This window comes from Chimaeribacter sp. YP20170169 (genome assembly GCF_056739715.1).
Map to the genome: position 1 here is coordinate 2,322,817 of NZ_CP176824.1, position 20,713 is coordinate 2,343,529.

Below are 20,713 nucleotides of genomic sequence, written 5' to 3' on the forward strand. Positions count from 1 at the left end.
TAAAAAACCAACCGCAGTGGCCTGACCACCCATTCCCCATGTAATATACTGTCTACTCTTGGCCCGCTTCCTATTTCTACTGCCTTTCCGCCGGCCCCCGCTTTTCCTTTTTTAACTGGTTATTCATTGACATATCTTGAGGACGCGCATTGTGACAATTAGTTTTCCTGAATTATTGTCAATATTATTATTCGTTATATCGATACTTATCGCTTTCCGAAAAGGGATTAACAACCTCTACTGGTTGATCTCGCTCTTTTTAACTTCCGTGGTATTTATTCTGCTAAATATCATCTGGTATGCCAGTAATTACTTTACCGGTAATGGCATCAATGATTCGGTGCTCTATACCCTGACCAGCAACCTCCAGGGCGCTGGGATGGGCAAATACCTGATGCCCGCCCTGAGCTTGACTGGCGGCCTGCTGCTGGTGATGGCGGCGGTATTGTGGGCGCTGCTGCACGGTCGGCGAATGAAAACCCGGCCCGCCTACAATTTGCTGGCTTTGGGGCTGGTGAGCGCCTCCTTGATCATCACCCCGGCCACCGGCGAGATCTACACCATGATCAAGTCGCGCCACGCCAATAAGGGTGAGGAGTTCTACACCTATTACAAAACGCCGACCACGCTGATTGAGGGCCGCAAACGCAATCTGGTCTATATCTACGCCGAGAGCTTTGAGCGCACCTATTTTGATGAGCAAGAGTTCCCCGGCCTGACCCCGGATTTAACGCCGGTCAAACAGCAGGCGCTGGACTTCAGCGACACCCGCCAACTGCCCGGCACCGAATACACCATCGCCGGCATTGTCGCCTCCCAGTGTGGCATCCCACTGTTTGCCCCCTTTGACGCCAACGCGGCCAATCAGGTGGATGGTTTCTACCCCGGCAAGGTGTGTCTGGGGGATATCCTGAAAGCCTCCGGCTACAGCCTGCACTTCTACCAAGGGGCGGATCTGGCGTTTGCCGGCAAGGGGCAGTTCCTCAATGCCCACGGCTTTGACCATGTCTATGGCCGCAAGGAGCTGCAACCACAGCTGCCCGATCCGGGCTATGTCAATGACTGGGGGCTGTATGACGACAGCCTGCTGGATCTGGCCTACCGCCAGTTTGAGACCCTCTCCCAGCAGGGCCAGCCGTTCGCCCTCTTTACCCTGACGGTGGATACCCATCACCCGGATGGCTATGTGTCTCGCAGCTGCCGCCAGAACAGCTACCGCAGCGGCGGCAAGGAGAACCGATCCCTGAGCGCTATCCTCTGCAATCAGGAGACTGTGACGAAATTCATCCAGCGCATCCAGCAGTCGCCCTACTACAAAGACACGGTGATTGTGCTCTCCTCCGATCATTTGGCGATGAACAACACCGCCTGGAGCCAGCTCACCCGCCATGATCGCCGCGATCTGTTCTTTATCCTGGATGGCAGCGGTGAGCAGCAGGGCCTGAACAGCCAGCCGCGCAGCACGCTGGACAACGGCGCGACAGTGCTGGACTTGCTGGGCGGCGACAACTTCATTGGCCTTGGCCGCAGCAGCCTGAGCAATGCCTCGCTGGCCTCCACGATGGAGGATTTCAGCAGCCGCATCACCTCCTGGATGCCAGCGCTGATTGAGCTATGGGGCGTGCCGAAGCGTATCACGCGCTATAACGTTGATCTCGAGAGCCACAGCTTCTCCTTTGCTGGCAGCACCTTTAAGTACCCGCTGATCCTGAAGGTGGGCAACCAGAAGATTGAGGCGAAGTTTGAGACCTACCTGCTGGCGCCACTCAATGAGCAGCTTGCCCACTTCCGCCCGGATGACCTGTTTGTCTGGGTGGACGCCTGCGACCGCATTGGCAAAGTGTGGCAGGAGGCACCCGCCAGCGGCCTCTGCCTCGCCTCCGGCAAGCTGGGATCACACCCGGACATCGTGCCGATTGACCAGACCGGCTATCAGGGCGTGGTGCGCTTCCCACTGGACAAGCACAGCGACGCCCTCTACCACCAGGCGCTGGCGCGCCTGCCAGAGGCCAGGGAGCCGGGCTGACGCCATAAAAAAACCGCCTGAAGAGGCGGTTTTTTTCATTGTGCCGTGCTGTGGTTACCCCCGTAAGCCGGGAGTTAAGGTGATTGTGTCAGATCGTCCTCATCTTCATCATCCTCATAGTCATCCTCGACCATATCGTCGTCACCGACCACATCGTCATCCCCTATGACATCATCATCCGCCACCTCATCATCTCCCAGCGGGTCGCCGCCACCTGGGATCTCCTCCGGTGTATCACCCGGCACTACTTCATCATCCGGCAATGGTTCAAATTCATCAGGACGTTCAGACATAAGTACCTCCAGCCACCCGATATGGGCTTAAAGAGTATAGGTGAGCATTAATTAACCATTCCTGTCGCACATCACAACTTCAACAAAGGCCCGGCCCCCTGCGCAGGCAAAAAAAAACGGGAGCCGCTTGGCTCCCGTTCAGGCAGGCAATGATGCTTACATGTTGCTGATGATGTCGTCGCCGAACTCGCTGCACTTACGCAGCTTAGCGCCTTCCATCAGGCGTTCGAAGTCATAGGTCACGGTCTTGGCGGCGATCGCGCCTTCCATGCCCTTGACGATCAGGTCTGCCGCTTCGAACCACTGCATGTGGCGCAGCATCATCTCAGCGGAGAGGATTACAGAGCCTGGGTTTACCTTGTCCTGACCAGCGTACTTCGGCGCGGTGCCGTGGGTCGCTTCGAACAGGGCGCACTCGTCACCGATGTTGGCACCCGGCGCGATGCCGATGCCGCCAACCTGGGCTGCCAGGGCGTCAGAGATGTAGTCGCCGTTCAGGTTCATACAGGCGATGACGTCATATTCAGCCGGGCGCAGCAGGATCTGTTGCAGGAAGGCGTCAGCGATCACGTCTTTGATGACGATCTCTTTGCCGCTGTTCGGGTTCTTGATCTTCATCCACGGGCCACCGTCGATCAGCTCGCCGCCGAACTCGTCACGTGCCAACTGGTAGCCCCAGTCCTTGAACGCGCCTTCGGTGAACTTCATGATGTTGCCTTTGTGCACCAGGGTCAAGGAGTCACGGTCGTTGGTGATCGCGTACTCAATCGCCGCGCGCACCAGACGTTTGGTGCCCTCTTCCGAGCACGGCTTGACGCCGATGCCGCACTGCTGTGGGAAGCGGATCTTCTTCACGCCCATCTCGTTTTGCAGGAAGTTGATCACCTTGTCTGCTTCGGCAGAGCCAGCTTTCCACTCGATTCCCGCGTAGATGTCTTCGGAGTTTTCACGGAAAATCACCATGTCGGTGTCTTCCGGGCGTTTGACCGGGCTTGGGGTGCCCTGGTAGTAACGCACCGGACGCAGGCAGATGTAGAGATCCAGCTGTTGGCGCAGGGCGACGTTCAGGGAGCGGATACCGCCACCGACCGGGGTGGTCAGCGGGCCTTTGATGGCGACGCGGTATTCGCGGATCAGGTCGAGGGTCTCTTCCGGCAACCAGACATCGTCGCCGTAAACGTGGGTCGATTTTTCACCGGTGTAAATTTCCATCCAGGAAATTTTACGCTCACCCTTGTAAGCTTTCTCAACCGCTGCATCCACAACCTTGATCATGGCGGGGGTCACGTCAACGCCAATGCCGTCACCTTCGATGAACGGGATGATCGGGTTATGTGGTACAACCAGTTTCCCCTGAGCATCAACCGAAATCTTTTCACCTTCCGCCGGAACAACTACTTTGCTTTCCATTAACCTCTCCTTCAAAGCGCACTTTGTTAATGATTTGTAAGATGCGTGTCAATACTACTTGAATATTTTGCTCGCGCCAATCTGAAAGCGTTATCGGCTATAATGCGCCTATTCAGTTCAACGTCAAAGATTATGAAAAAATTCCCTGTTAAAAATCACCGCGTTAAACGATTCAGCGCCCCGCCCGCCGCGCGTCCGGCAGCGCCTGCTGGCCCACGGCGCATTGTGTTGTTCAATAAACCGTTTGACGTGCTGCCACAATTTACCGATGAGGCGGGCCGCGCCACGCTGAAAGATTTCATTCCGTTGCCCGGTATCTATGCTGCCGGCCGCCTCGATCGCGACAGCGAGGGGCTGATGGTGCTGACCAACGACGGCCAGTTGCAGGCACAGCTCACCCAGCCGGGCAAACGCACCGGCAAAATCTACTATGTGCAGGTGGAGGGCGAGCCGGATGAGGCGGCGCTGGCGGCGCTGCGCCACGGCGTTACGCTGAAGGATGGCCCGACCCTGCCGGCTGGCGTGGAGCGGGTAGAAGAACCCGCGTGGCTCTGGCCGCGTAATCCCCCGATCCGCGAGCGCAAGGCCATCCCTACCGCCTGGCTGAAGATCACCCTGTATGAGGGGCGCAACCGTCAGGTGCGAAGGATGACCGCCCACATCGGCTTCCCGACCCTGCGCCTGATCCGTTATGCGCTGGGCGATGCCACCCTCGGCGATCTGGCGCCGGGCGAGTGGCGCGAAGTGCCGCGCCTATAGTGGCAAAGCGGCCGCCACGCATCCTGCGTCGGTCGCTTCCTCTACGCCCGCTATTCGCCGGTGGGAAGCGTGCGTCGGGCCGGGTTCCTGAACGCCGCTTTCATATCCCACAGACGCTCATGCTTGCCGATGGCCGAAGCGAACAGCGTCCCGCCCACGATCGAGAACAGCCCCAGCACACCCCAGGCCAGCGTCATCTCCGTGCCGCCGCCGAGGTGTTAGCCAGCCACCAGCAGGCCGCCAAACTGGCCGATAACGTTGCTGCACGCCCCGACAAACGCCACCGCTGGCACGGCCTTGCGGGTGGGCAGGATCTCGGTAAGCCGCACATAAACCAGTGGCACCAGCATCTTCATTGTCAGGCCCACGAACATAAACAGCGCAATCTGGAGCCAGTAGAGGGACTGCGGCACGAACGCAGCGGCCGAGAGCGCCACGCCACAGAGCACAGTAGGGATGGCCGCATGCAGCCGCCGCTCCTGGTTGAACCGGTCAGAGCGGCGCGTGATATACCAGATGCCCACCATCGTCATCAGGAACGGCAGGCCACTGATAAACCCCACCATAAATTCGCTCAACGTGCCATAGCCCTTGAGCGCCGTCGGCAGCCACAGAGTAAAGCCATAAGCCAGCATACTGTGCAGCGAGTAGCCAGCCAGCATCAGCCACAGCACCGGTATGCGCAAAATCGTCCACCACGGGTCGGATTTTTGCTCAGCGTGGCGCGCCTGCTCGGCCGCCAGCTCCGCCTCAATCACCTCCCGGTCTGACTGGCTGAGCCAGCGGGCGGCCTGAATATTTTTCGGCACCAGATAAAATCAGATGGCGCAGAACAGCCAGGCGGCCTCCACCGGCGTCAGTTTCAATTCGGCGACAATATGGGGGAGCGCCATGCCAATGTTGACGCGCTCAAAGAAAGAGAGGGTGTACATGATAAAAACGGCGGGCAGGATAATGGTCCACCGCTTGTTACCGACCCAGACTGTGTTCACGCGGGGAAGGGACACTCATGGTAACGTCCTCGTCATCGGGCTTTTGTAGGGTAAGGGGTGAGGTTTACTGCGCCTTGATGAATCGGCTTTTCGCTGTTTTTTTAGGGGTGATGTCCCCTCCCAAGGCTGGGAGAGGATAAGGCGCGGCCTACTCCGCCAGCGCGTGCATCTCTTTGATCAGGGAGGCTTTGCCCTCAAAACCGATGCCCGGTAGCTCCGGCATGGTGATGTATCCTGCCTCAACGGTGACGGAGTCCGGGAAGCCGCCATAGGGCTGGAACAGATCCGGGTAGCTCTCGTTGCCACCCAGCCCAAGGCCCGCGGCAATGTTCAATGACATCTGGTGGCCGCCGTGTGGGATGCAGCGGGAGGGCGACCAGCCAAACTGCTCCAGCACTTCCAGCGTGCGCAGGTATTCGACCAGCCCATAGGAGAGCGCGCAGTCAAATTGCAGGTAGTCGCGATCGGGGCGCAGGCCGCCGTAGCGCAGCAGGTTGCGGGCGTCCTGATGGGAGAAGAGGTTCTCGCCAGTGGCTATCGGCCCGGGGTAGAACGCTGGCAGCGCTGCCTGTAGGGCGTAGTCCAGCGGGTCGCCCGCCTCCTCATACCAGAACAGGGGGTACTCCCGCAGCATTTTTGCATAGGCGATGGCGGTTTCCAGATCGAAACGGCCGTTGGCGTCCACCGCCAGCCGCCCTTCACTGCCAATCTCCTCCAGCACGGCCTCAATGCGACGTCGATCCTCCTCAAGCGGGGCGCCACCGATCTTCATTTTCACCACGGTATAGCCACGGTTGAGGTAGCCACGCATCTCCTGGCGCAGCGCACCCAGATCCTTGCCGGGGTAGTAGTAACCGCCCGCCGCGTAGACAAACACGCGCGGGTTGGCCTCGACGCCCTTCATCTGCGCCAGCAAACGGAACAGCGGCAGGTTGGCAATCTTGGCGGTGGCATCCCAGATGGCCATGTCCAGCGTGCCGACGGCCACCGAGCGCTCGCCGTGCCCACCCGGTTTCTCGTTGCTCATCATGGCATCCCAGATGGCGTGCGGGTCGAGGTTATCGCCGCGCGCGTTCAGCACACTCTCCGGCGGTGCCTGCAAGATACGGTCACGGAAGCGCTCGCGGATCAGCCCGCCCTGCCCGTAGCGGCCATTGGAGTTGAAGCCATACCCCACCACGCGGCGTCCCGCCACCTCGACATCCGTGACCACGGCGACCAGACTGGCGGTCATTTTGCTGAAATCGATATAGGCATTGCGGATGGGGGACGCGATGGGTTGGGTGATCTCTACAACATCAAGGATACGCATGTTCTCTCCCTCAAGGGTCAGTTATCATTTGGCGATGCCAATTTATTGGCAGGCGGGATCACTCAGGATGGCAAAGTGGGTGATGCGTGCCGGCTATTTCGCCATCTTATGGGCTGGCACTGGGCTTATCTAATGCAAATCAGGAAGTCTGTTATGCAAAACCGGCATCACTTGGAACTCACGTGGCTTGAAGACTGTCTCGCGCTGGCGGAATCCCTGAATTTTTCGCGCGCGGCGGCTGCACGATATGTGACCCAGCCGGCATTTAGCCGGCGCATCCAGTCGCTGGAGGAGTGGCTGGGTACGCCGCTGTTTGAGCGTAACCGGCGCGGCGTGGCCCTGACGCGGGCGGGCGAGGTGTTTATACAGCAGGTGCCGGGGATTATCCGGGCGCTCTACACGCTGCGCAGCGAGGCAAATGAGGCGGCGGGCGACACCCGGCCAGACGTGATCTTTTCAGCGACCCACTCACTCTCCTTCTCCTTCTTTCCGCAACTTATGCGTGAGAATGAGAAAATCGCCCGTTTTGGCTCTTTCCGTCTGTTGTCAGACTCCCTGAGCGCCTGCGAGCGAATGATGGCGAAGGGCGACGCGCAGTTCCTGCTCTGCTACTCCCACCCGCACATGCATATCCATCTGGAGCAGCAGAAGTACCTGAGCGTGCGCCTTGGCCGGGAGCGGCTGATCCCCTACGCCCAGTGCCTGCCGGAGAGCGGGCGGCCGCGCTGGCGCGTCACCGACGGCCAGCCCTTCCCCTACCTCTCTTTCTCTGCGGAGTCCGGGCTGGGGCGGATCATTGCTGCCACCTCGGCGATCAACCGTGCCAAGCGCGGCATGGAGGCGGTGTTTACCGCCGATTTGGCCGCGACGCTGCTGGCGATGGTCAAGGCTGGCGAGGGGGTGGCCTGGCTGCCGGAGACGCTGGCCGCACCCGATGTTCAGGCAGGGAACATCGCGGCGGCAGCGTCCGCAGAGAGCGGCCTGTGGGTGCCGATTGACATCCGTCTGTTTCGGCCAGCCGCCAGCATGTCGCGCGCGGTGGAGGCACTGTGGGCGATCTTTGTCGAGGGGCAGTGCTGACACGCCTGTCGGCGGCACCCCAGCGCTTTTGGTATAGTGTTAGCGGGTGGGCACTATTTGCCCTGCCCCAACCCGCTCGCTGCCAACGGAGAAATTCATGTTCAAACCCCATGTCACCGTCGCCTGCGTGGTCCATGCGCAGGGAAAGTTTTTGATCGTCGAGGAGACCGTGCGCGGCAAGGCGCTGTGGAACCAACCGGCCGGCCATCTGGAGGCCAATGAGACGCTGGTACAGGCGGCCGAGCGCGAGCTGTATGAGGAGACCGGCGTCGAGGCGCGGGTAGAGCACTTCCTGCGCCTGCACCAGTGGATTGCGCCGGACAACACCCCCTTCCTGCGCTTCGCTTTTACGCTCACCTTGCCGGAGCCGGTGGCGACCGCGCCACAGGATCGCGACATCGACCGCTGCCTGTGGCTGACAGCCGACGAGATCCTCCGCGCGCCCAACCTGCGCTCACCGCTGGTGGCCGAGACGCTGCGTTGCTGGCAGCAGCCGGAGCGCTATCCGCTGTCGCTGCTGGCGGCCTTCCACTGGCCCTTTCCCCATTAGACAATTTGCATGATTGTTGCATTCGGCGGTGCAGCAGGGCCGCCAACGTGTTAAAATCCGGCGCTCGTTTTTAACTGGCAGTGGCCGGCCGCCCCGCCCACTGCCGCGCGACGTGCGCCACTGCGCGCGCCGCCCAGTAATCCAGGCTCGTGAGATCCCCATGTCAGAGAACAGTCAGAAAAAAGTAATCGTCGGCATGTCCGGCGGCGTCGATTCCTCGGTTTCCGCTTACCTGTTGCAGCAACAGGGCTACCAGGTGGCCGGGCTGTTTATGAAGAACTGGGAGGAGGATGACGGCGAGGAGTACTGCACCGCCGCCACCGATCTGGCGGATGCGCAGGCAGTGTGTGACAAGCTCGGCATCGAGCTGCACACCGTCAACTTCGCCGCCGAGTACTGGGACAACGTCTTTGAGCTGTTCCTGGAAGAGTACAAGGCGGGCCGCACCCCCAACCCGGACATCCTCTGCAACAAAGAGATCAAGTTCAAGGCGTTCCTTGAGTTCGCCGCGGAAGATCTTGGCGCGGACTACATCGCCACCGGCCACTATGTGCGCCGTCAGGACGTGGACGGCGTCAGCCGCCTGCTGCGTGGCGTGGATAACAACAAAGACCAGAGCTACTTCCTCTACACCCTGAGCCACGAGCAGATCGCCCAGAGCCTGTTCCCGGTCGGCGAGTTGGAGAAGCCGGAGGTGCGCCGCATCGCCGAGCAACTTGACCTGATCACCGCCAAGAAGAAGGACTCCACCGGCATCTGCTTCATTGGCGAGCGCAAGTTCCGTGACTTCCTTGGCCGCTACCTGCCGGCACAGCCGGGGCGCATCGTCAGCGTTGACGGCGTGGAGATGGGCCAGCATCAGGGGCTGATGTACCACACCCTCGGCCAGCGCAAGGGGCTGGGCATCGGCGGCATCAAGGACGGCGGCGAAGATCCGTGGTACGTGGTGGACAAGGATGTGGAGAACAACGTGCTGGTGGTGGCGCAGGGCCATGAGCACCCGCGCCTGATGTCCACCGGCCTGATCGCCCAGCAGCTGCACTGGGTTGACCGCCAGCCGCTGAGCGCCCCGCTGCGCTGCACGGTGAAAACCCGCTACCGCCAGCAGGATATCCCCTGTCTGGTGACGCCGCTGGACGAGGGGCGCATTGAGGTGCGCTTCGATGAGCCGGTGGCGGCGGTCACGCCCGGCCAGTCGGCGGTCTTCTACCTGGATGAGGTCTGCCTTGGCGGCGGCATCATCGAACAACGCATACAGGGGTAAACGTGGCGAAAAATTACCGTGACATTACGCTGGCGCTGGCAGGGATCTGTCAGGCCGCCCGGCTGGCACAGCAGCTGGCCCACGAGGGCCAATGCAACCGCGACGCGCTGGCGGTCTCGCTGAAGAGCATTTTGGAGACCAACCCGGCATCCACGCTGGCGGTGTTCGGTAATGATGAGAGCAACCTGATGCTCGGCCTGGAGACCCTGCTGGGCGTGCTGAATGCCCAACGCCAGGGGCCGGGCGCCGAACTGACCCGCTACACCCTCAGCCTGATGGTGCTGGAGCGCAAGCTCAGTGCCAACAAGGGCGCGCTGGAGAGCCTCTCCACCCGCATCAACCAGCTGGAGCGCCAGCTGGTTCACTTCGATCTTGAATCTGACACCCTGATGAGCGCGATGGCCAGCATCTATGTGGATGTGGTCAGCCCGCTCGGCCCACGCATTCAGGTCACTGGCTCCCCCGCCGTGCTGCAAAATCCGCAAACCCAGGCCCGCGTGCGCGCGGCGCTGCTGGCCGGCATCCGTGCCGCGGTACTGTGGCACCAAGTGGGCGGCGGTCGCCTGCAACTGATGTTTTCGCGTAACCGCCTGTTTGAACAGGCCAAGAAAATCCTAGCTCAATGTTAACCAATACCCAGGAGTTGCTCCCGATGGAATTATCCTCACTGACCGCCGTTTCCCCCGTTGATGGACGTTACGGTGATAAAGTCAGCGCGTTGCGCGCCATTTTCAGCGAATTCGGCCTGCTGAAATTCCGCGTGCAGGTTGAAGTACGGTGGCTGCAAAAACTGGCCTCCTGTGCAGGCATTGTTGAAGTTCCTGCATTTGACGCCGACGCAAACGCTTACCTTGACCAGATCGTGGCCAATTTCAACGAGCAGGATGCGCAACGGATCAAGGATATCGAGAAGACCACCAACCACGACGTGAAGGCGGTGGAGTACTTCCTGAAAGAGAAAGTGGCGGCGGTGCCTGCGCTGCACGCGGTCTCCGAGTTCATCCACTTCGCCTGCACCTCCGAGGACATCAACAACCTCTCCCATGCGCTGATGCTGCACACCGCGCGTGAAGAGGTGGTGCTGCCTTTCTGGCGAAAAATCATTGACGCGCTGAAGGCACAGGCCCTGCAATACCGCGACATCCCGCTGCTGTCACGCACCCACGGCCAGCCAGCCACGCCGTCCACCATCGGCAAAGAGTTCGCCAACGTCGCCTACCGCATGGAGCGCCAGTACCGCCAGCTGGCCCAGGTGGAGATCCTCGGCAAAATCAACGGCGCGGTCGGCAACTACAACGCCCACCTGGCGGCCTACCCGGACGTTGACTGGCACCAGTTCAGCGAGGAGTTCGTGACCTCCCTTGGCATCCAGTGGAACCCCTACACCACTCAGATCGAGCCGCATGACTACATTGCGGAGCTGTTCGACTGCATCGCGCGCTTCAACACCATCCTGATCGACTTTGACCGCGACATCTGGGGTTACATTGCCCTCAACCATTTCAAGCAGAAGACCATTGCCGGTGAGATTGGCTCCTCCACCATGCCGCACAAGGTCAACCCGATTGACTTCGAAAACTCCGAGGGCAACCTGGGTCTGGCGAACGCGGTGCTGGGCCACCTGGCCAGCAAACTGCCAGTCTCCCGCTGGCAGCGCGACCTGACCGACTCCACCGTGCTGCGCAACCTCGGCGTGGGCGTGGGCTACGCGCTGATCGCCTATCAGGCGACCCTGAAGGGCATCAGCAAGCTGGAAGTGAACGAAGCCAACCTGGCCCATGAGCTGGACCACAACTGGGAAGTGCTGGCTGAGCCGATCCAGACCGTGATGCGCCGTTACGGCATTGAAAAGCCGTATGAGAAGCTGAAAGAGCTGACGCGCGGCAAGCGCGTGGACGCCGCCGGAATGCAGGCCTTCATCGACGGCCTCGCCCTGCCGGAAGAGGAGAAGACCCGCCTGAAGGCGATGACGCCGGGCAACTACATCGGCCACGCCACCCAGCTGGTCGACAATCTGAAGTAATCCCCCCACGGGCGGCGCTCTGCCGCCCGTTTTTTCCCTTCTGCCCCCTTTATTTTTCGTTTAGCCTGTCTGGGTGCTGGTTGACCCGCCGTTTACGTTTCTCAGTGATAATGGGTGACCTTTCGCGCGCTGTCCGGCGCGGCCAACTTTGCGGGTGCGCCCGCCCGAGGAGAGATTGATGCGAGTATTGGTAGTGGAGGATAACGCCCTGCTACGTCACCACCTGACGGTGCAGATGCGTGAACTGGGCCACCAGGTGGATGCCGCGGAGGATGCCAAAGAGGCGGACTACTTTTTGCACGAACATGCGCCGGATATCGCCATTGTCGATCTCGGCCTGCCGGGCGAGGATGGCCTAAGCCTGATCCAGCGCTGGCGCGGCCATCAGGCCAAGCTGCCAATTTTGGTGCTGACCGCCCGTGAGAGTTGGCAGGACAAGGTGGCCGTGCTGGAGGCGGGCGCGGATGACTATGTCACCAAGCCGTTCCACCTGGAGGAGGTAATTGCCCGGATGCAGGCACTGATGCGCCGCAACAGCGGGCTGGCCTCGCAGATCATCAGCCTGCCGCCGTTCCAGATTGATCTCTCGCGGCGCGAATTGAGCATTCAGGGGCAGCCGGTGCGCCTGACCGCCTTTGAGTACACCATCATTGAGACGCTGATCCGCAATGCTGGCAAGGTGGTGAGCAAGGAGACGCTGATGTTGCAGCTCTACCCGGATGCCGAACTGCGTGAGAGCCACACCATCGACGTGCTGATGGGCCGTTTGCGCAAAAAGATGCAGGCTGGCTACCCACAGGATGTGATCACCACCGTGCGCGGCCAGGGCTATCGCTTTGATGCCGTCTGACGCCCGCTGACCGAGGCCGCCACCGATGACCCGTAAAGCGCCCTTCTCGCTGCGCTCCCGCTTTTTGCTGGCGACGGCGGGCGTCGTGCTGGCGCTCTCCCTCTCCTACGGATTGGTGGCAGTGGTGGGTTACACCGTCAGCTTCGACAAAACCGCCTACCAGCTGCTGCGCGGCGAGAGCAATCTATTCTTCAGCCTGGCGCAGTGGCGCAACCGGCAACTGACCATCGCGGTGCCGCCCGATCTGGAGCTGAACTTCCCGACGCTGGTGTTCATCTATGACGATCAGGGTACGCTGCTGTGGCGACAGCGGGCAGTGCCGGAGATGGAGGCGCGCATCCAGCCCAACTGGCTGCGCAAGGGCGGCTTCTATGAACTGGATGCCAACCCGCACTTGAGCAGCGCAGTGGTCGGCAACAACCCGCGCGCCCAGCACCAGCTGCGCGGCTATGACAATAACGATGATCAGTCCCTGACCCACTCGGTGGTGGTCAACCGCTACGCCGCCACCGCCCGCCTGCCGCCGCTGACTATCGTGGTGGTAGACACCATCCCGCAGGAGTTGCAGCGTACCGATCTGGTCTGGCAGTGGTTCAGCTACGTGCTGGCGGCCAACCTGCTGCTGGTGCTGCCGCTGCTGTGGCTGGCGGCGCACTGGAGCCTGCGGCCGATCAAGGCGCTGGCGCGCCAGATTGGCGAGCTGGAGAAGCGCGAGCGCGACATGCTGGATGAGAACCCGCCGCGCGAGTTGCGCAGTCTGGTGCGCAACCTCAACCTGCTGCTAAGCAATGAGCGCGGTCGCTACACCCGCTACCGCACCACCCTCGCTGACCTCACCCACAGCCTGAAGACCCCGCTGGCGGTGCTGCAATCGACCCTGCGATCGCTGCGCGGCGGCCAGCAACTGACCATCGATCAGGCGGAGCCGGTGATGCTGGAGCAGATCAGCCGCATCTCGCAGCAGATTGGCTACTACCTGCACCGTGCCAGCGTCAGCTCCGAGAAAAACGTGCTGACGCGCGAGATCCACTCGGCGTCGGCGCTGCTCGACAGCCTCTGTTCGGCGCTGAACAAGGTCTACCAGCGCAAAGGGGTGGTGCTGACGCTCGACCTGCCGCCGGAATTGGCCTTTGTCGGCGAGAAGAATGACTTTATGGAGGTGATGGGAAATATCCTCGACAACGCCTGCAAGTATTCGCTGGAGTTTGTTGAGGTGAGCGCCATCCCGGCGGAGCACGCGCTGGTGCTGGTGGTGGACGATGACGGCCCCGGCATCCCGGCCAGCAAGCGCGACCTGATTTTCCAGCGCGGCCAGCGTGCCGACACCCTGCGGCCCGGCCAGGGCATCGGTTTGGCGGTGGCCAGCGAGATCATTGCCCAGTATCAAGGTGACATCCAGATTGATGACAGCCCGCTCGGCGGCACGCGGATGCGCATCACCTTTGGCCGCCAGACCGGCAGCGACGCCTGAGGCACGGGAATTTCTCGCCGCGAGTGCCCCCGCAGCGGCCGCCATCCGTTATACTCGCTGCTAGTCTTCACCCATCATTGGAACACACAATGGATTATCAACTCGATCTCGACTGGCATGACTTCCTGCAACGCTACTGGCAGAAACGCCCGGTCATCCTGAAGCGCGGCTTCAAAAACTTTATCGATCCCCTCTCCCCGGATGAACTGGCCGGTTTGGCGATGGAGAACGAGGTGGACAGCCGGCTGGTCAGCCATGAGGAGGGGCGCTGGCAGGTGAGCCACGGCCCATTCGAGAGCTACGACCATCTGGGTGAGACGAACTGGTCGCTGCTGGTGCAGGCGGTCGATCACTGGCACGAGCCTTCCGCGGCGCTGATGCGCCCGTTCCGCCACATCCCGGACTGGCGGATGGATGACCTGATGATCTCCTTCTCGGTGCCGGGTGGCGGCGTTGGCCCGCACCTCGACCAGTATGACGTGTTCATTATCCAAGGCACCGGCCGCCGCCGCTGGCGTGTCGGCGAAAAGGTGCCGATGAAACAGCACTGCCCGCACCCGGATCTGCTGCAGGTTGAGCCGTTCGACGCCATCATTGATGAGGAGATGGAGCCGGGCGACATCCTCTACATCCCGCCGGGCTTCCCGCATGAGGGCTACTCGCTGGAGAACGCCCTCAACTACTCCGTCGGCTTCCGCGCGCCGAGCGGCCGCGAGCTGGTCAGCGGTTTCGCGGACTATGTGCTGTCGCGCGAGCTGGGCAGCAAGCGCTACAGCGACCCGGATCTGCCAGCGCGTGAGCAACATGCCGACATCCTGCCACAGGAGCTGGATGGCCTGCGCGGCATGATGCTGGAGCTGCTGCAACAGCCGGAGCACTTTGAGGGATGGTTTGGCGAGTTTATCTCCCAGTCGCGCCATGAGCTGGATCTGGCACCGCCAGAGCCGCCCTATCAGGCCGGTGAGATCTATGAGCTGTTGCAGGGCGGGGAGACGCTGCAACGCGTCGGTGGGCTGCGGGTACTGCGGATTGGTGAGCGCTGCTTCGTCAACGGCGAGCGCATCGAAACTGACCATCATGAGGCCGCCAACGCGCTCTGCCAGCACCACACGCTGGACGCCTCGTACTTCGGCGACGCGCTGGACGATCCCTCCTTCCTGGCGCTGCTGGCCGCGCTGGTCAACAGCGGTTACTGGTACTTCCAGGATTGATGCCGTAGGCCGGGCTTTCGCCCGGCCTTCTGTTACTCCGCTTTGGCGCGCTGCGCCGTCAGCTCCGCAATGCGGGCAATCACCGCCACCGTCTTCTCCATCCCCTCCAACGTGGCGAACTCATGCTTACCGTGGTAGTTGTAGCCGCCGGTGAAGATGTTCGGGCAAGGCAGGCCCATGAAGGAGAGCTGCGCCCCGTCGGTGCCGCCCCGGATTGGCTTGATCTCCGGCTCGATGTCGCAGCGGCGCATCGCCTCGGCGGCGATCTCGACAATGTGCGGGTGCGCCGCCACCTGGTCATGCATGTTGTAATAGCTGTCCTCCAGCGTCACCTCAATGTAGCACTCCGGCGGCAACCCCTTGCCCACCTGCTCCGCCACTGCCACCAGCTGCTGTTTGCGCGCCTCAAATTTCGCCCGGTCAAAATCGCGGATGATGTAGTGCATCTCGGCGCGATCGACGCTGCCCTTCATGCTGTTGAGGTGGAAAAAGCCCTCGTAGCCGTCCGTGCGCTCCGGCACCTCCTCCGCGGGCAGCGCCTGCTGGAAGCGGGTCGCCAGCGTCAGGGCGTTGACCATCACCCCCTTGGCGCTGCCGGGATGGACATTGTTGCCGACAATCTTGACGGTGGCGGAGGCGGCGTTGAAGTTCTCATACTGCAACTCGCCGATGCCGCTGCCGTCAATGGTGTAGGCCCACTCCGCGCCGAATGCTGGCACATCGAAGTAGTGCGGCCCCTTGCCCACCTCCTCGTCCGGGGTGAAGGCGACGCGGATTTTGCCGTGCGGGATATCCTGCTGGATCAGCTGCGCCAGCGCGGTCATGATCTCGGCAATGCCCGCCTTGTCATCGGCACCGAGCAGCGTCTTGCCATCGGTGGTGATCAGCGTGTGCCCCTGCAACTGGTGCAGTACCGGGAACATCACCGGCGACAGCACCTCCTCGCCGCTGCCGAGCGCCACGTCGCCGCCACGGTAGTTCTCCACCACCTGCGGGTTGACGTTTTTCGCGGTGAAGTCCGGCGAGGTGTCGAGGTGGGAGATAAAGCCAATCACCGGCACCGGCCACGCCACGTTGGCCGGCAGCGTCGCCATGACGCAGCCATGCTCGCTGAGGGTGATGTCTGTCAGCCCGAGCGTCGCCAGCTCCTCCTGGAGCACGCGCGCCAGGCGCCACTGGCCCTCGCTGCTCGGCACCAGCCGGACATTGGGCTTGGACTGGCTGTCAATCGAGACATAGTGCAGAAAACGGTCGAGTAATTTATCCATAGCGTTGTCCTCCGGGAAATGCTGGCCATTATGCGCAGCATAAATGGGTCTGATCTTGCGTCAGGTCACTTTTCATCTTGGTTAACCTTAGCGTTTATTTGCCTTAAAAACAGCGGCCAGCGAAATTTGCTGGCTTTTTCTGCCCTTAGGACGTGCAACCGTTGGTCATCGCGCTATATTCACGTAGAATTCCCCACCTCCGAGATCAGACTCACTGAATGAGACGATAGCTTGCTGCACGTTGCCCACCGGGCAACCTGAGCGATGAAAAGAGTGCCCCGATAAATGACTGAAAACCTGGCCCCGACCCCGCTGGTAACCCTGAGCGGATTGAGTAAAGCTTTTGACGGCAAAACGATAATCCGCGATCTCAACCTCACCATCAATCATGGTGAATTCCTGACCCTGCTCGGCCCCTCCGGCTGCGGCAAAACCACTGTGCTACGGCTGATTGCCGGACTGGAAGAGACCGACACCGGCCGCATCATGCTGGATGGGCAGGAGATTACCGCCGTGCCGGCGGAGCAGCGCAACGTCAATACCGTGTTCCAGAGCTATGCGCTCTTTCCGCACATGAGCGTGTTTGAGAATGTGGCGTTCGGCCTGCGGATGCAGAAGACTGCGGCGGCGGAGATCACGGCGCGCGTCACCGAGGCGCTGCGCATGGTGCAGCTGGATGAGTTCGCCCAGCGCCGCCCGCACCAGCTCTCCGGCGGCCAGCAGCAGCGAGTGGCGATCGCCCGCGCCGTGGTCAACCGCCCGCGCGTGCTGCTGCTGGATGAGTCGCTCTCTGCCCTCGACTACAAGCTGCGCAAGCAGATGCAGAATGAGCTGAAGGCGCTGCAACGCAAGCTCGGCATCACCTTCGTGTTCGTGACCCACGATCAGGAGGAGGCGCTGACCATGTCCGATCGCATCGTGGTGATGCGCGACGGCCGCATCGAACAGGATGGCACCCCGCGCCAGATCTACGAGGAGCCAGAGAACCTGTTCGTCGCCAGCTTTATCGGAGAGATCAACATCTTTGAGGCGGAGGTTCTCCATCGGCTGGATGGCGACCGGGTGCGCGCCCGCATTGAGGGGCGCGAGTGTGACATCACCGTCAACCGCCTGGCAGTGACGCCGGGGCAGAAGCTGAACGTCCTGCTGCGCCCGGAGGATCTGCGTGTCGAGGAGATCAGCGACGCCGATGAGGCCGAGGGCTTTATCGGCCACGTGCGCGAGCGCAACTACAAGGGCATGACGCTGGAGTCCACGGTGGAGCTGGCGAGCGGCAAGCTGGTGATGGTCAGCGAATTCTTCAACGAAGATGACCCGGATGTGGACCACTCCCTCGATCAGCGCGTGGCGGTGACCTGGGTGGAGAGCTGGGAGGTGGTACTGGCCGATGAATAGCGCACGCAAGCACTTCCAGCGGGGGGTGATCACCCTGGTGGTGGCGTGGCTGACGCTGTTTGTCTTCCTGCCCAACCTGATGATCATCGGCACCAGCTTCCTGACCCGCGACAATGAGAGTCTGGTCAGTCTGGTCTTTACCCTCGACAACTACCGCCGGCTGCTCGATCCGCTCTATGCCGATGTGCTGCTGCACTCGATCAATATGGCGCTGATCGCCACGCTCTGCTGCCTGCTGATTGGCTACCCGTTCGCCTTCATTTTGGCGCGGATGCCGAAAAAGGTGCGGCCGCTGCTCTTGTTCCTGCTGATTGTGCCCTTCTGGACCAACTCGCTGATCCGCGTCTACGGCCTGAAGATCTTCCTCAGCACCCGTGGCTACCTGAATGAGTGGCTGATGGCGCTCGGCCTGATCGACACCCCGCTGCGCATTATGTACACGCCGCAGGCGGTGATTCTGGGGCTGGTCTACATCCTGCTGCCCTTTATGGTGATGCCGCTCTACGCCAGCATCGAGAAGCTGGACAAGGGCTACCTGGAGGCGGCACGCGACTTGGGCGCGAACCGGGTGCAGGCTTTCGTGCGCATCATCCTGCCGCTCACCATGCCCGGCATCATCGCCGGCTGTCTGCTGGTGATGCTGCCAGCGATGGGGCTGTTCTACATCGCTGACCTGATGGGCGGGGCGAAAAACCTGCTGATCGGCAACGTCATCAAGAGCCAGTTCCTCAATATCCGTGACTGGCCGTTTGGCGCGGCCACCAGCATCTGCCTGACGCTGCTAATGGGGCTGCTGTTGCTGGTCTACTACAAGGTCGCCAAGGCGCTGAACAAGAAAGGGGAGCTGGAATGATTGGACGCTGGCTGCGTGGCGGCTTTATGACGCTGGTCTACGCCTACTTCTATATCCCCATCATTATCCTGATTGTGAACTCCTTCAACCGCTCACGCTTCGGCTTTGACTGGCAGGGCTTCACCACCCAGTGGTATGACACGCTGTTCAACAACGACAGCCTGATTCAGGCGGCGCGCCACTCGGTGACCATGGGGGTGCTCTCCGCCACCTTCGCCACCCTGATTGGCACCCTGACCGCCGTGGCGCTCTACCGCTATCGCTTCCGTGGCAAGCCGTTCGTCAGCGGGATGCTGTTCGTGGTGATGATGTCGCCGGACATCGTGATGGCCATCTCCCTGCTGGTGCTGTTTATGCTGGTGGGCATCTCGCTCGGCTTCTGGTCGCTGCTCTTTTCGCACATCACCTTCTGCCTGCCCTTTGTGGTGGTGACGGTCTACTCGCGCCTGAAGGGCTTTGACGTGCGGATGCTTGAGGCGGCGCGCGACCTGGGTGCCGGTGAGCTGACCATCCTGCGCAAAATCATCCTGCCGCTGGCGATGCCAGCGGTGGCGGCCGGCTGGCTGCTGAGTTTCACCCTCTCGATGGATGATGTGGTGGTCTCCTCCTTTGTCACCGGGCCGGGCTATGAGATTTTGCCGCTGAAGATCTACTCAATGGTGAAGGTCGGGGTGTCGCCGGAGGTGAATGCGCTGGCAACGCTGCTGCTGGGGCTGTCACTGGTGCTGGTATTTGCCAGCCAGTGGCTGCTGCGCGAACGCGAGGGGCGCTGAGGCGCCTTTCATCTGTCACAGGCGCTTTTTATACTGCGCCTGCTTTTTATCAGGCATCTATAACTGGATGGTGATACCCGCCGCAGCCTTCATGGGCTGTGGCCCACACAGAGAATCAGGGGAGAGAATGAAAAAGAGAGCACACTGGCTGGTGGCCGGCCTGCTGGCCGCCAGCACCTTCGCCCAGGCCGCCGACGATGGCAAAACCTTGTACTTCTACAACTGGACTGAGTATGTGCCGCCGGGGCTGCTGGAGCAGTTCACCAAAGAGACCGGCATCAAGGTGATCTACTCCACCTATGAGTCCAACGAGAGCATGTACGCCAAGCTGAAGACCTACAAGGATGGCGCCTACGATCTGGTGGTGCCCTCCACCTACTTCATCGCCAAGATGCGCAAGGAGGGGATGCTGCAAAAGATCGACAAGAGCAAGCTGAGCCACTTCTCTGTCCTGGACCCGAACCTGCTGAACAAGCCGTTTGACCCGAACAATGACTACTCCATCCCCTATATCTGGGGCGCGACTGCCATTGGCGTCAACAGTGACCAGATCGATCCGGCAACCGTTACCAGCTGGGCTGACCTGTGGAAACCGCAATACAAGAGCAGCCTGCTGCTGACTGACGATGCGCGGGAAGTGTTCCAGGTTGCCCTGCGCAAGCTCGGCTACTCCGGCAATACCACCGATCCGAAAGAGATTGAGGCGGCCTATCAGGAGCTGAAAAAGCTGATGCCGAACGTGCTGGCCTTCAACTCTGACAACCCGGCCAACCCCTTCATGGAGGGAGAGGTGAATCTGGGGATGGTGTGGAACGGCTCCGCCTACGTGGCGCGCCAGTCGGGCATCCCGCTGACGGTGGTGTGGCCGAAAGAGGGTGGCATCTTCTGGATGGACAGCCTGGCGATCCCGGCCAACGCGCACAACGTGGAGGGCGCGCACAAACTGATCGACTTCCTGCTGCGCCCGGAAGTGGCGGCGCAGGTGGCGGAGACCATCGGCTACCCGACGCCAAACCTGGAGGCCAAGAAGCTGCTGCCGCCTGAGGTGGCCAATGACCCGTCCCTCTATCCGCCCGCCGACGTGCTGAAAAACGGCGAGTGGCAGAATGACGTGGGTGCCGCCAGCGAACTCTACGAAACGGAGTACCAGAAGCTGAAAGCCGGCCAATAACGCCATTCAGGC

Annotated in this window: 21 protein-coding genes; 14 read left to right on the forward strand and 7 right to left on the reverse strand. The window is 61.2% G+C overall.

All coding sequences use genetic code 11. The features are described 5' to 3' along the window. Window positions 1-151: 151 nt before the first annotated feature. Window positions 152-2,026: a phosphatidylglycerol--membrane-oligosaccharide glycerophosphotransferase gene (gene opgB / locus ACK3SD_RS10470; protein ID WP_481125435.1), complete on the forward strand. Its 1,875-nt coding sequence runs from the start codon at window positions 152-154 to the stop codon at window positions 2,024-2,026. A 74-nt stretch (window positions 2,027-2,100) separates the two neighbouring features. Here the strand turns inward: opgB and ACK3SD_RS10475 are convergent, their stop codons facing one another. Then, window positions 2,101-2,319: a hypothetical protein gene (locus ACK3SD_RS10475; RefSeq protein ID WP_137763502.1), complete on the reverse strand. Its 219-nt coding sequence runs from the start codon at window positions 2,317-2,319 to the stop codon at window positions 2,101-2,103. A 156-nt stretch (window positions 2,320-2,475) separates the two neighbouring features. Continuing rightward, window positions 2,476-3,729: an NADP-dependent isocitrate dehydrogenase gene (gene icd / locus ACK3SD_RS10480; protein ID WP_481125436.1), complete on the reverse strand. Its 1,254-nt coding sequence runs from the start codon at window positions 3,727-3,729 to the stop codon at window positions 2,476-2,478. Window positions 3,730-3,861: 132 nt separating this feature from the next. On the opposite strand from icd, the gene rluE reads away from it, so the two are divergent. Continuing rightward, window positions 3,862-4,488, forward strand: a complete 627-nt coding sequence (gene rluE / locus ACK3SD_RS10485) for a 23S rRNA pseudouridine(2457) synthase RluE (RefSeq protein ID WP_481125437.1) — start codon at window positions 3,862-3,864, stop codon at window positions 4,486-4,488. 50 nt (window positions 4,489-4,538) lie between these two features. Here rluE and ACK3SD_RS10490 read toward each other — a convergent pair whose 3' ends face one another. From ACK3SD_RS10490 to ACK3SD_RS10505, 4 genes are all read right to left on the reverse strand, one after another. Further along, window positions 4,539-4,685 (reverse strand): hypothetical protein, encoded by a 147-nt coding sequence (locus ACK3SD_RS10490; RefSeq protein WP_481125438.1) that lies wholly within the window; start codon window positions 4,683-4,685, stop codon window positions 4,539-4,541. Between the two features lie 21 nt (window positions 4,686-4,706). Continuing rightward, a complete protein-coding gene (locus ACK3SD_RS10495; protein WP_481125439.1) occupies window positions 4,707-5,297 on the reverse strand; it encodes an MFS transporter in 591 nt (196 codons plus the stop codon). 9 nt (window positions 5,298-5,306) lie between these two features. After that, the gene (locus tag ACK3SD_RS10500; RefSeq protein ID WP_481125440.1) at window positions 5,307-5,480 is read right to left on the reverse strand and encodes a hypothetical protein; all 174 of its coding nucleotides are present in this window, start codon (window positions 5,478-5,480) and stop codon (window positions 5,307-5,309) included. Window positions 5,481-5,628: 148 nt separating this feature from the next. After that, the gene (locus ACK3SD_RS10505; protein ID WP_481125441.1) at window positions 5,629-6,792 is read right to left on the reverse strand and encodes a mandelate racemase/muconate lactonizing enzyme family protein; all 1,164 of its coding nucleotides are present in this window, start codon (window positions 6,790-6,792) and stop codon (window positions 5,629-5,631) included. Window positions 6,793-6,945: 153 nt separating this feature from the next. On the opposite strand from ACK3SD_RS10505, the gene ACK3SD_RS10510 reads away from it, so the two are divergent. The 8 genes from ACK3SD_RS10510 to ACK3SD_RS10545 all read left to right on the forward strand — a co-directional run bounded on the left by ACK3SD_RS10510 (window position 6,946) and on the right by ACK3SD_RS10545 (window position 15,241). Continuing rightward, the gene (locus ACK3SD_RS10510) at window positions 6,946-7,872 is read left to right on the forward strand and encodes a LysR family transcriptional regulator (protein ID WP_481125442.1); all 927 of its coding nucleotides are present in this window, start codon (window positions 6,946-6,948) and stop codon (window positions 7,870-7,872) included. A 97-nt stretch (window positions 7,873-7,969) separates the two neighbouring features. Continuing rightward, on the forward strand, window positions 7,970-8,422 hold the full coding sequence (locus ACK3SD_RS10515) for an NUDIX domain-containing protein (protein WP_481125443.1): 453 nt from the start codon (window positions 7,970-7,972) through the stop codon (window positions 8,420-8,422). Window positions 8,423-8,582: 160 nt separating this feature from the next. Further along, window positions 8,583-9,686 (forward strand): tRNA 2-thiouridine(34) synthase MnmA, encoded by a 1,104-nt coding sequence (gene mnmA, locus ACK3SD_RS10520; protein WP_137763509.1) that lies wholly within the window; start codon window positions 8,583-8,585, stop codon window positions 9,684-9,686. A 2-nt stretch (window positions 9,687-9,688) separates the two neighbouring features. Then, on the forward strand, window positions 9,689-10,315 hold the full coding sequence (hflD, locus tag ACK3SD_RS10525) for a high frequency lysogenization protein HflD (RefSeq protein ID WP_481125444.1): 627 nt from the start codon (window positions 9,689-9,691) through the stop codon (window positions 10,313-10,315). A 23-nt stretch (window positions 10,316-10,338) separates the two neighbouring features. After that, entirely contained in the window at window positions 10,339-11,709 is a 1,371-nt protein-coding gene (gene purB, locus ACK3SD_RS10530; protein ID WP_137763511.1) for an adenylosuccinate lyase, read from the forward strand. A gap of 178 nt (window positions 11,710-11,887) precedes the next feature. Next, window positions 11,888-12,559 (forward strand): two-component system response regulator PhoP, encoded by a 672-nt coding sequence (phoP, locus tag ACK3SD_RS10535; protein WP_481125445.1) that lies wholly within the window; start codon window positions 11,888-11,890, stop codon window positions 12,557-12,559. Between the two features lie 25 nt (window positions 12,560-12,584). Further along, window positions 12,585-14,030 carry a two-component system sensor histidine kinase PhoQ gene (phoQ, locus tag ACK3SD_RS10540; RefSeq protein WP_481125446.1) on the forward strand — a complete coding sequence of 482 codons (1,446 nt, stop codon included), beginning with the start codon at window positions 12,585-12,587 and terminating at the stop codon, window positions 14,028-14,030. An 89-nt stretch (window positions 14,031-14,119) separates the two neighbouring features. Beyond that, on the forward strand, window positions 14,120-15,241 hold the full coding sequence (locus ACK3SD_RS10545; protein ID WP_481125447.1) for a ribosomal protein uL16 3-hydroxylase: 1,122 nt from the start codon (window positions 14,120-14,122) through the stop codon (window positions 15,239-15,241). A 32-nt stretch (window positions 15,242-15,273) separates the two neighbouring features. Here the strand turns inward: ACK3SD_RS10545 and pepT are convergent, their stop codons facing one another. After that, window positions 15,274-16,509 carry a peptidase T gene (gene pepT / locus ACK3SD_RS10550; protein ID WP_481125448.1) on the reverse strand — a complete coding sequence of 412 codons (1,236 nt, stop codon included), beginning with the start codon at window positions 16,507-16,509 and terminating at the stop codon, window positions 15,274-15,276. A 285-nt stretch (window positions 16,510-16,794) separates the two neighbouring features. Between pepT and potA the strand changes: the two genes are divergently transcribed. From potA to potD, 4 genes are all read left to right on the forward strand, one after another. Then, window positions 16,795-17,904 carry a spermidine/putrescine ABC transporter ATP-binding protein PotA gene (gene potA / locus ACK3SD_RS10555; RefSeq protein ID WP_481125449.1) on the forward strand — a complete coding sequence of 370 codons (1,110 nt, stop codon included), beginning with the start codon at window positions 16,795-16,797 and terminating at the stop codon, window positions 17,902-17,904. Continuing rightward, on the forward strand, window positions 17,897-18,757 hold the full coding sequence (gene potB, locus ACK3SD_RS10560) for a spermidine/putrescine ABC transporter permease PotB (RefSeq protein WP_137763517.1): 861 nt from the start codon (window positions 17,897-17,899) through the stop codon (window positions 18,755-18,757). The genes potA and potB overlap by 8 nt, the downstream gene beginning before the upstream one ends. Beyond that, window positions 18,754-19,530 (forward strand): spermidine/putrescine ABC transporter permease PotC, encoded by a 777-nt coding sequence (potC, locus tag ACK3SD_RS10565; RefSeq protein WP_137763518.1) that lies wholly within the window; start codon window positions 18,754-18,756, stop codon window positions 19,528-19,530. The genes potB and potC overlap by 4 nt, the downstream gene beginning before the upstream one ends. A gap of 127 nt (window positions 19,531-19,657) precedes the next feature. After that, complete coding sequence (gene potD / locus ACK3SD_RS10570; RefSeq protein WP_481125450.1) at window positions 19,658-20,701, forward strand: spermidine/putrescine ABC transporter substrate-binding protein PotD; 1,044 nt, start codon at window positions 19,658-19,660, stop codon at window positions 20,699-20,701. Window positions 20,702-20,713 lie beyond the last annotated feature (12 nt).

Bases quoted from the DNA above. Each gene is read 5' to 3' on its own strand.
- potC (WP_137763518.1), top strand. From the start codon at position 18,754: ATGATTGGACGCTGGCTGCGTGGCGGCTTTATGACGCTGGTCTACGCC.
- ACK3SD_RS10515 (WP_481125443.1), top strand. From the start codon at position 7,970: ATGTTCAAACCCCATGTCACCGTCGCCTGCGTGGTCCATGCGCAGGGA.
- ACK3SD_RS10505 (WP_481125441.1), bottom strand. From the start codon at position 6,792: ATGCGTATCCTTGATGTTGTAGAGATCACCCAACCCATCGCGTCCCCC.
- mnmA (WP_137763509.1), top strand. From the start codon at position 8,583: ATGTCAGAGAACAGTCAGAAAAAAGTAATCGTCGGCATGTCCGGCGGC.
- ACK3SD_RS10545 (WP_481125447.1), top strand. From the start codon at position 14,120: ATGGATTATCAACTCGATCTCGACTGGCATGACTTCCTGCAACGCTAC.
- phoP (WP_481125445.1), top strand. From the start codon at position 11,888: ATGCGAGTATTGGTAGTGGAGGATAACGCCCTGCTACGTCACCACCTG.
- icd (WP_481125436.1), bottom strand. From the start codon at position 3,729: ATGGAAAGCAAAGTAGTTGTTCCGGCGGAAGGTGAAAAGATTTCGGTT.
- rluE (WP_481125437.1), top strand. From the start codon at position 3,862: ATGAAAAAATTCCCTGTTAAAAATCACCGCGTTAAACGATTCAGCGCC.
- pepT (WP_481125448.1), bottom strand. From the start codon at position 16,509: ATGGATAAATTACTCGACCGTTTTCTGCACTATGTCTCGATTGACAGC.
- potB (WP_137763517.1), top strand. From the start codon at position 17,897: ATGAATAGCGCACGCAAGCACTTCCAGCGGGGGGTGATCACCCTGGTG.
- ACK3SD_RS10490 (WP_481125438.1), bottom strand. From the start codon at position 4,685: ATGACGCTGGCCTGGGGTGTGCTGGGGCTGTTCTCGATCGTGGGCGGG.
- potD (WP_481125450.1), top strand. From the start codon at position 19,658: ATGAAAAAGAGAGCACACTGGCTGGTGGCCGGCCTGCTGGCCGCCAGC.
- purB (WP_137763511.1), top strand. From the start codon at position 10,339: ATGGAATTATCCTCACTGACCGCCGTTTCCCCCGTTGATGGACGTTAC.
- ACK3SD_RS10475 (WP_137763502.1), bottom strand. From the start codon at position 2,319: ATGTCTGAACGTCCTGATGAATTTGAACCATTGCCGGATGATGAAGTA.
- ACK3SD_RS10510 (WP_481125442.1), top strand. From the start codon at position 6,946: ATGCAAAACCGGCATCACTTGGAACTCACGTGGCTTGAAGACTGTCTC.
- phoQ (WP_481125446.1), top strand. From the start codon at position 12,585: ATGACCCGTAAAGCGCCCTTCTCGCTGCGCTCCCGCTTTTTGCTGGCG.
- potA (WP_481125449.1), top strand. From the start codon at position 16,795: ATGACTGAAAACCTGGCCCCGACCCCGCTGGTAACCCTGAGCGGATTG.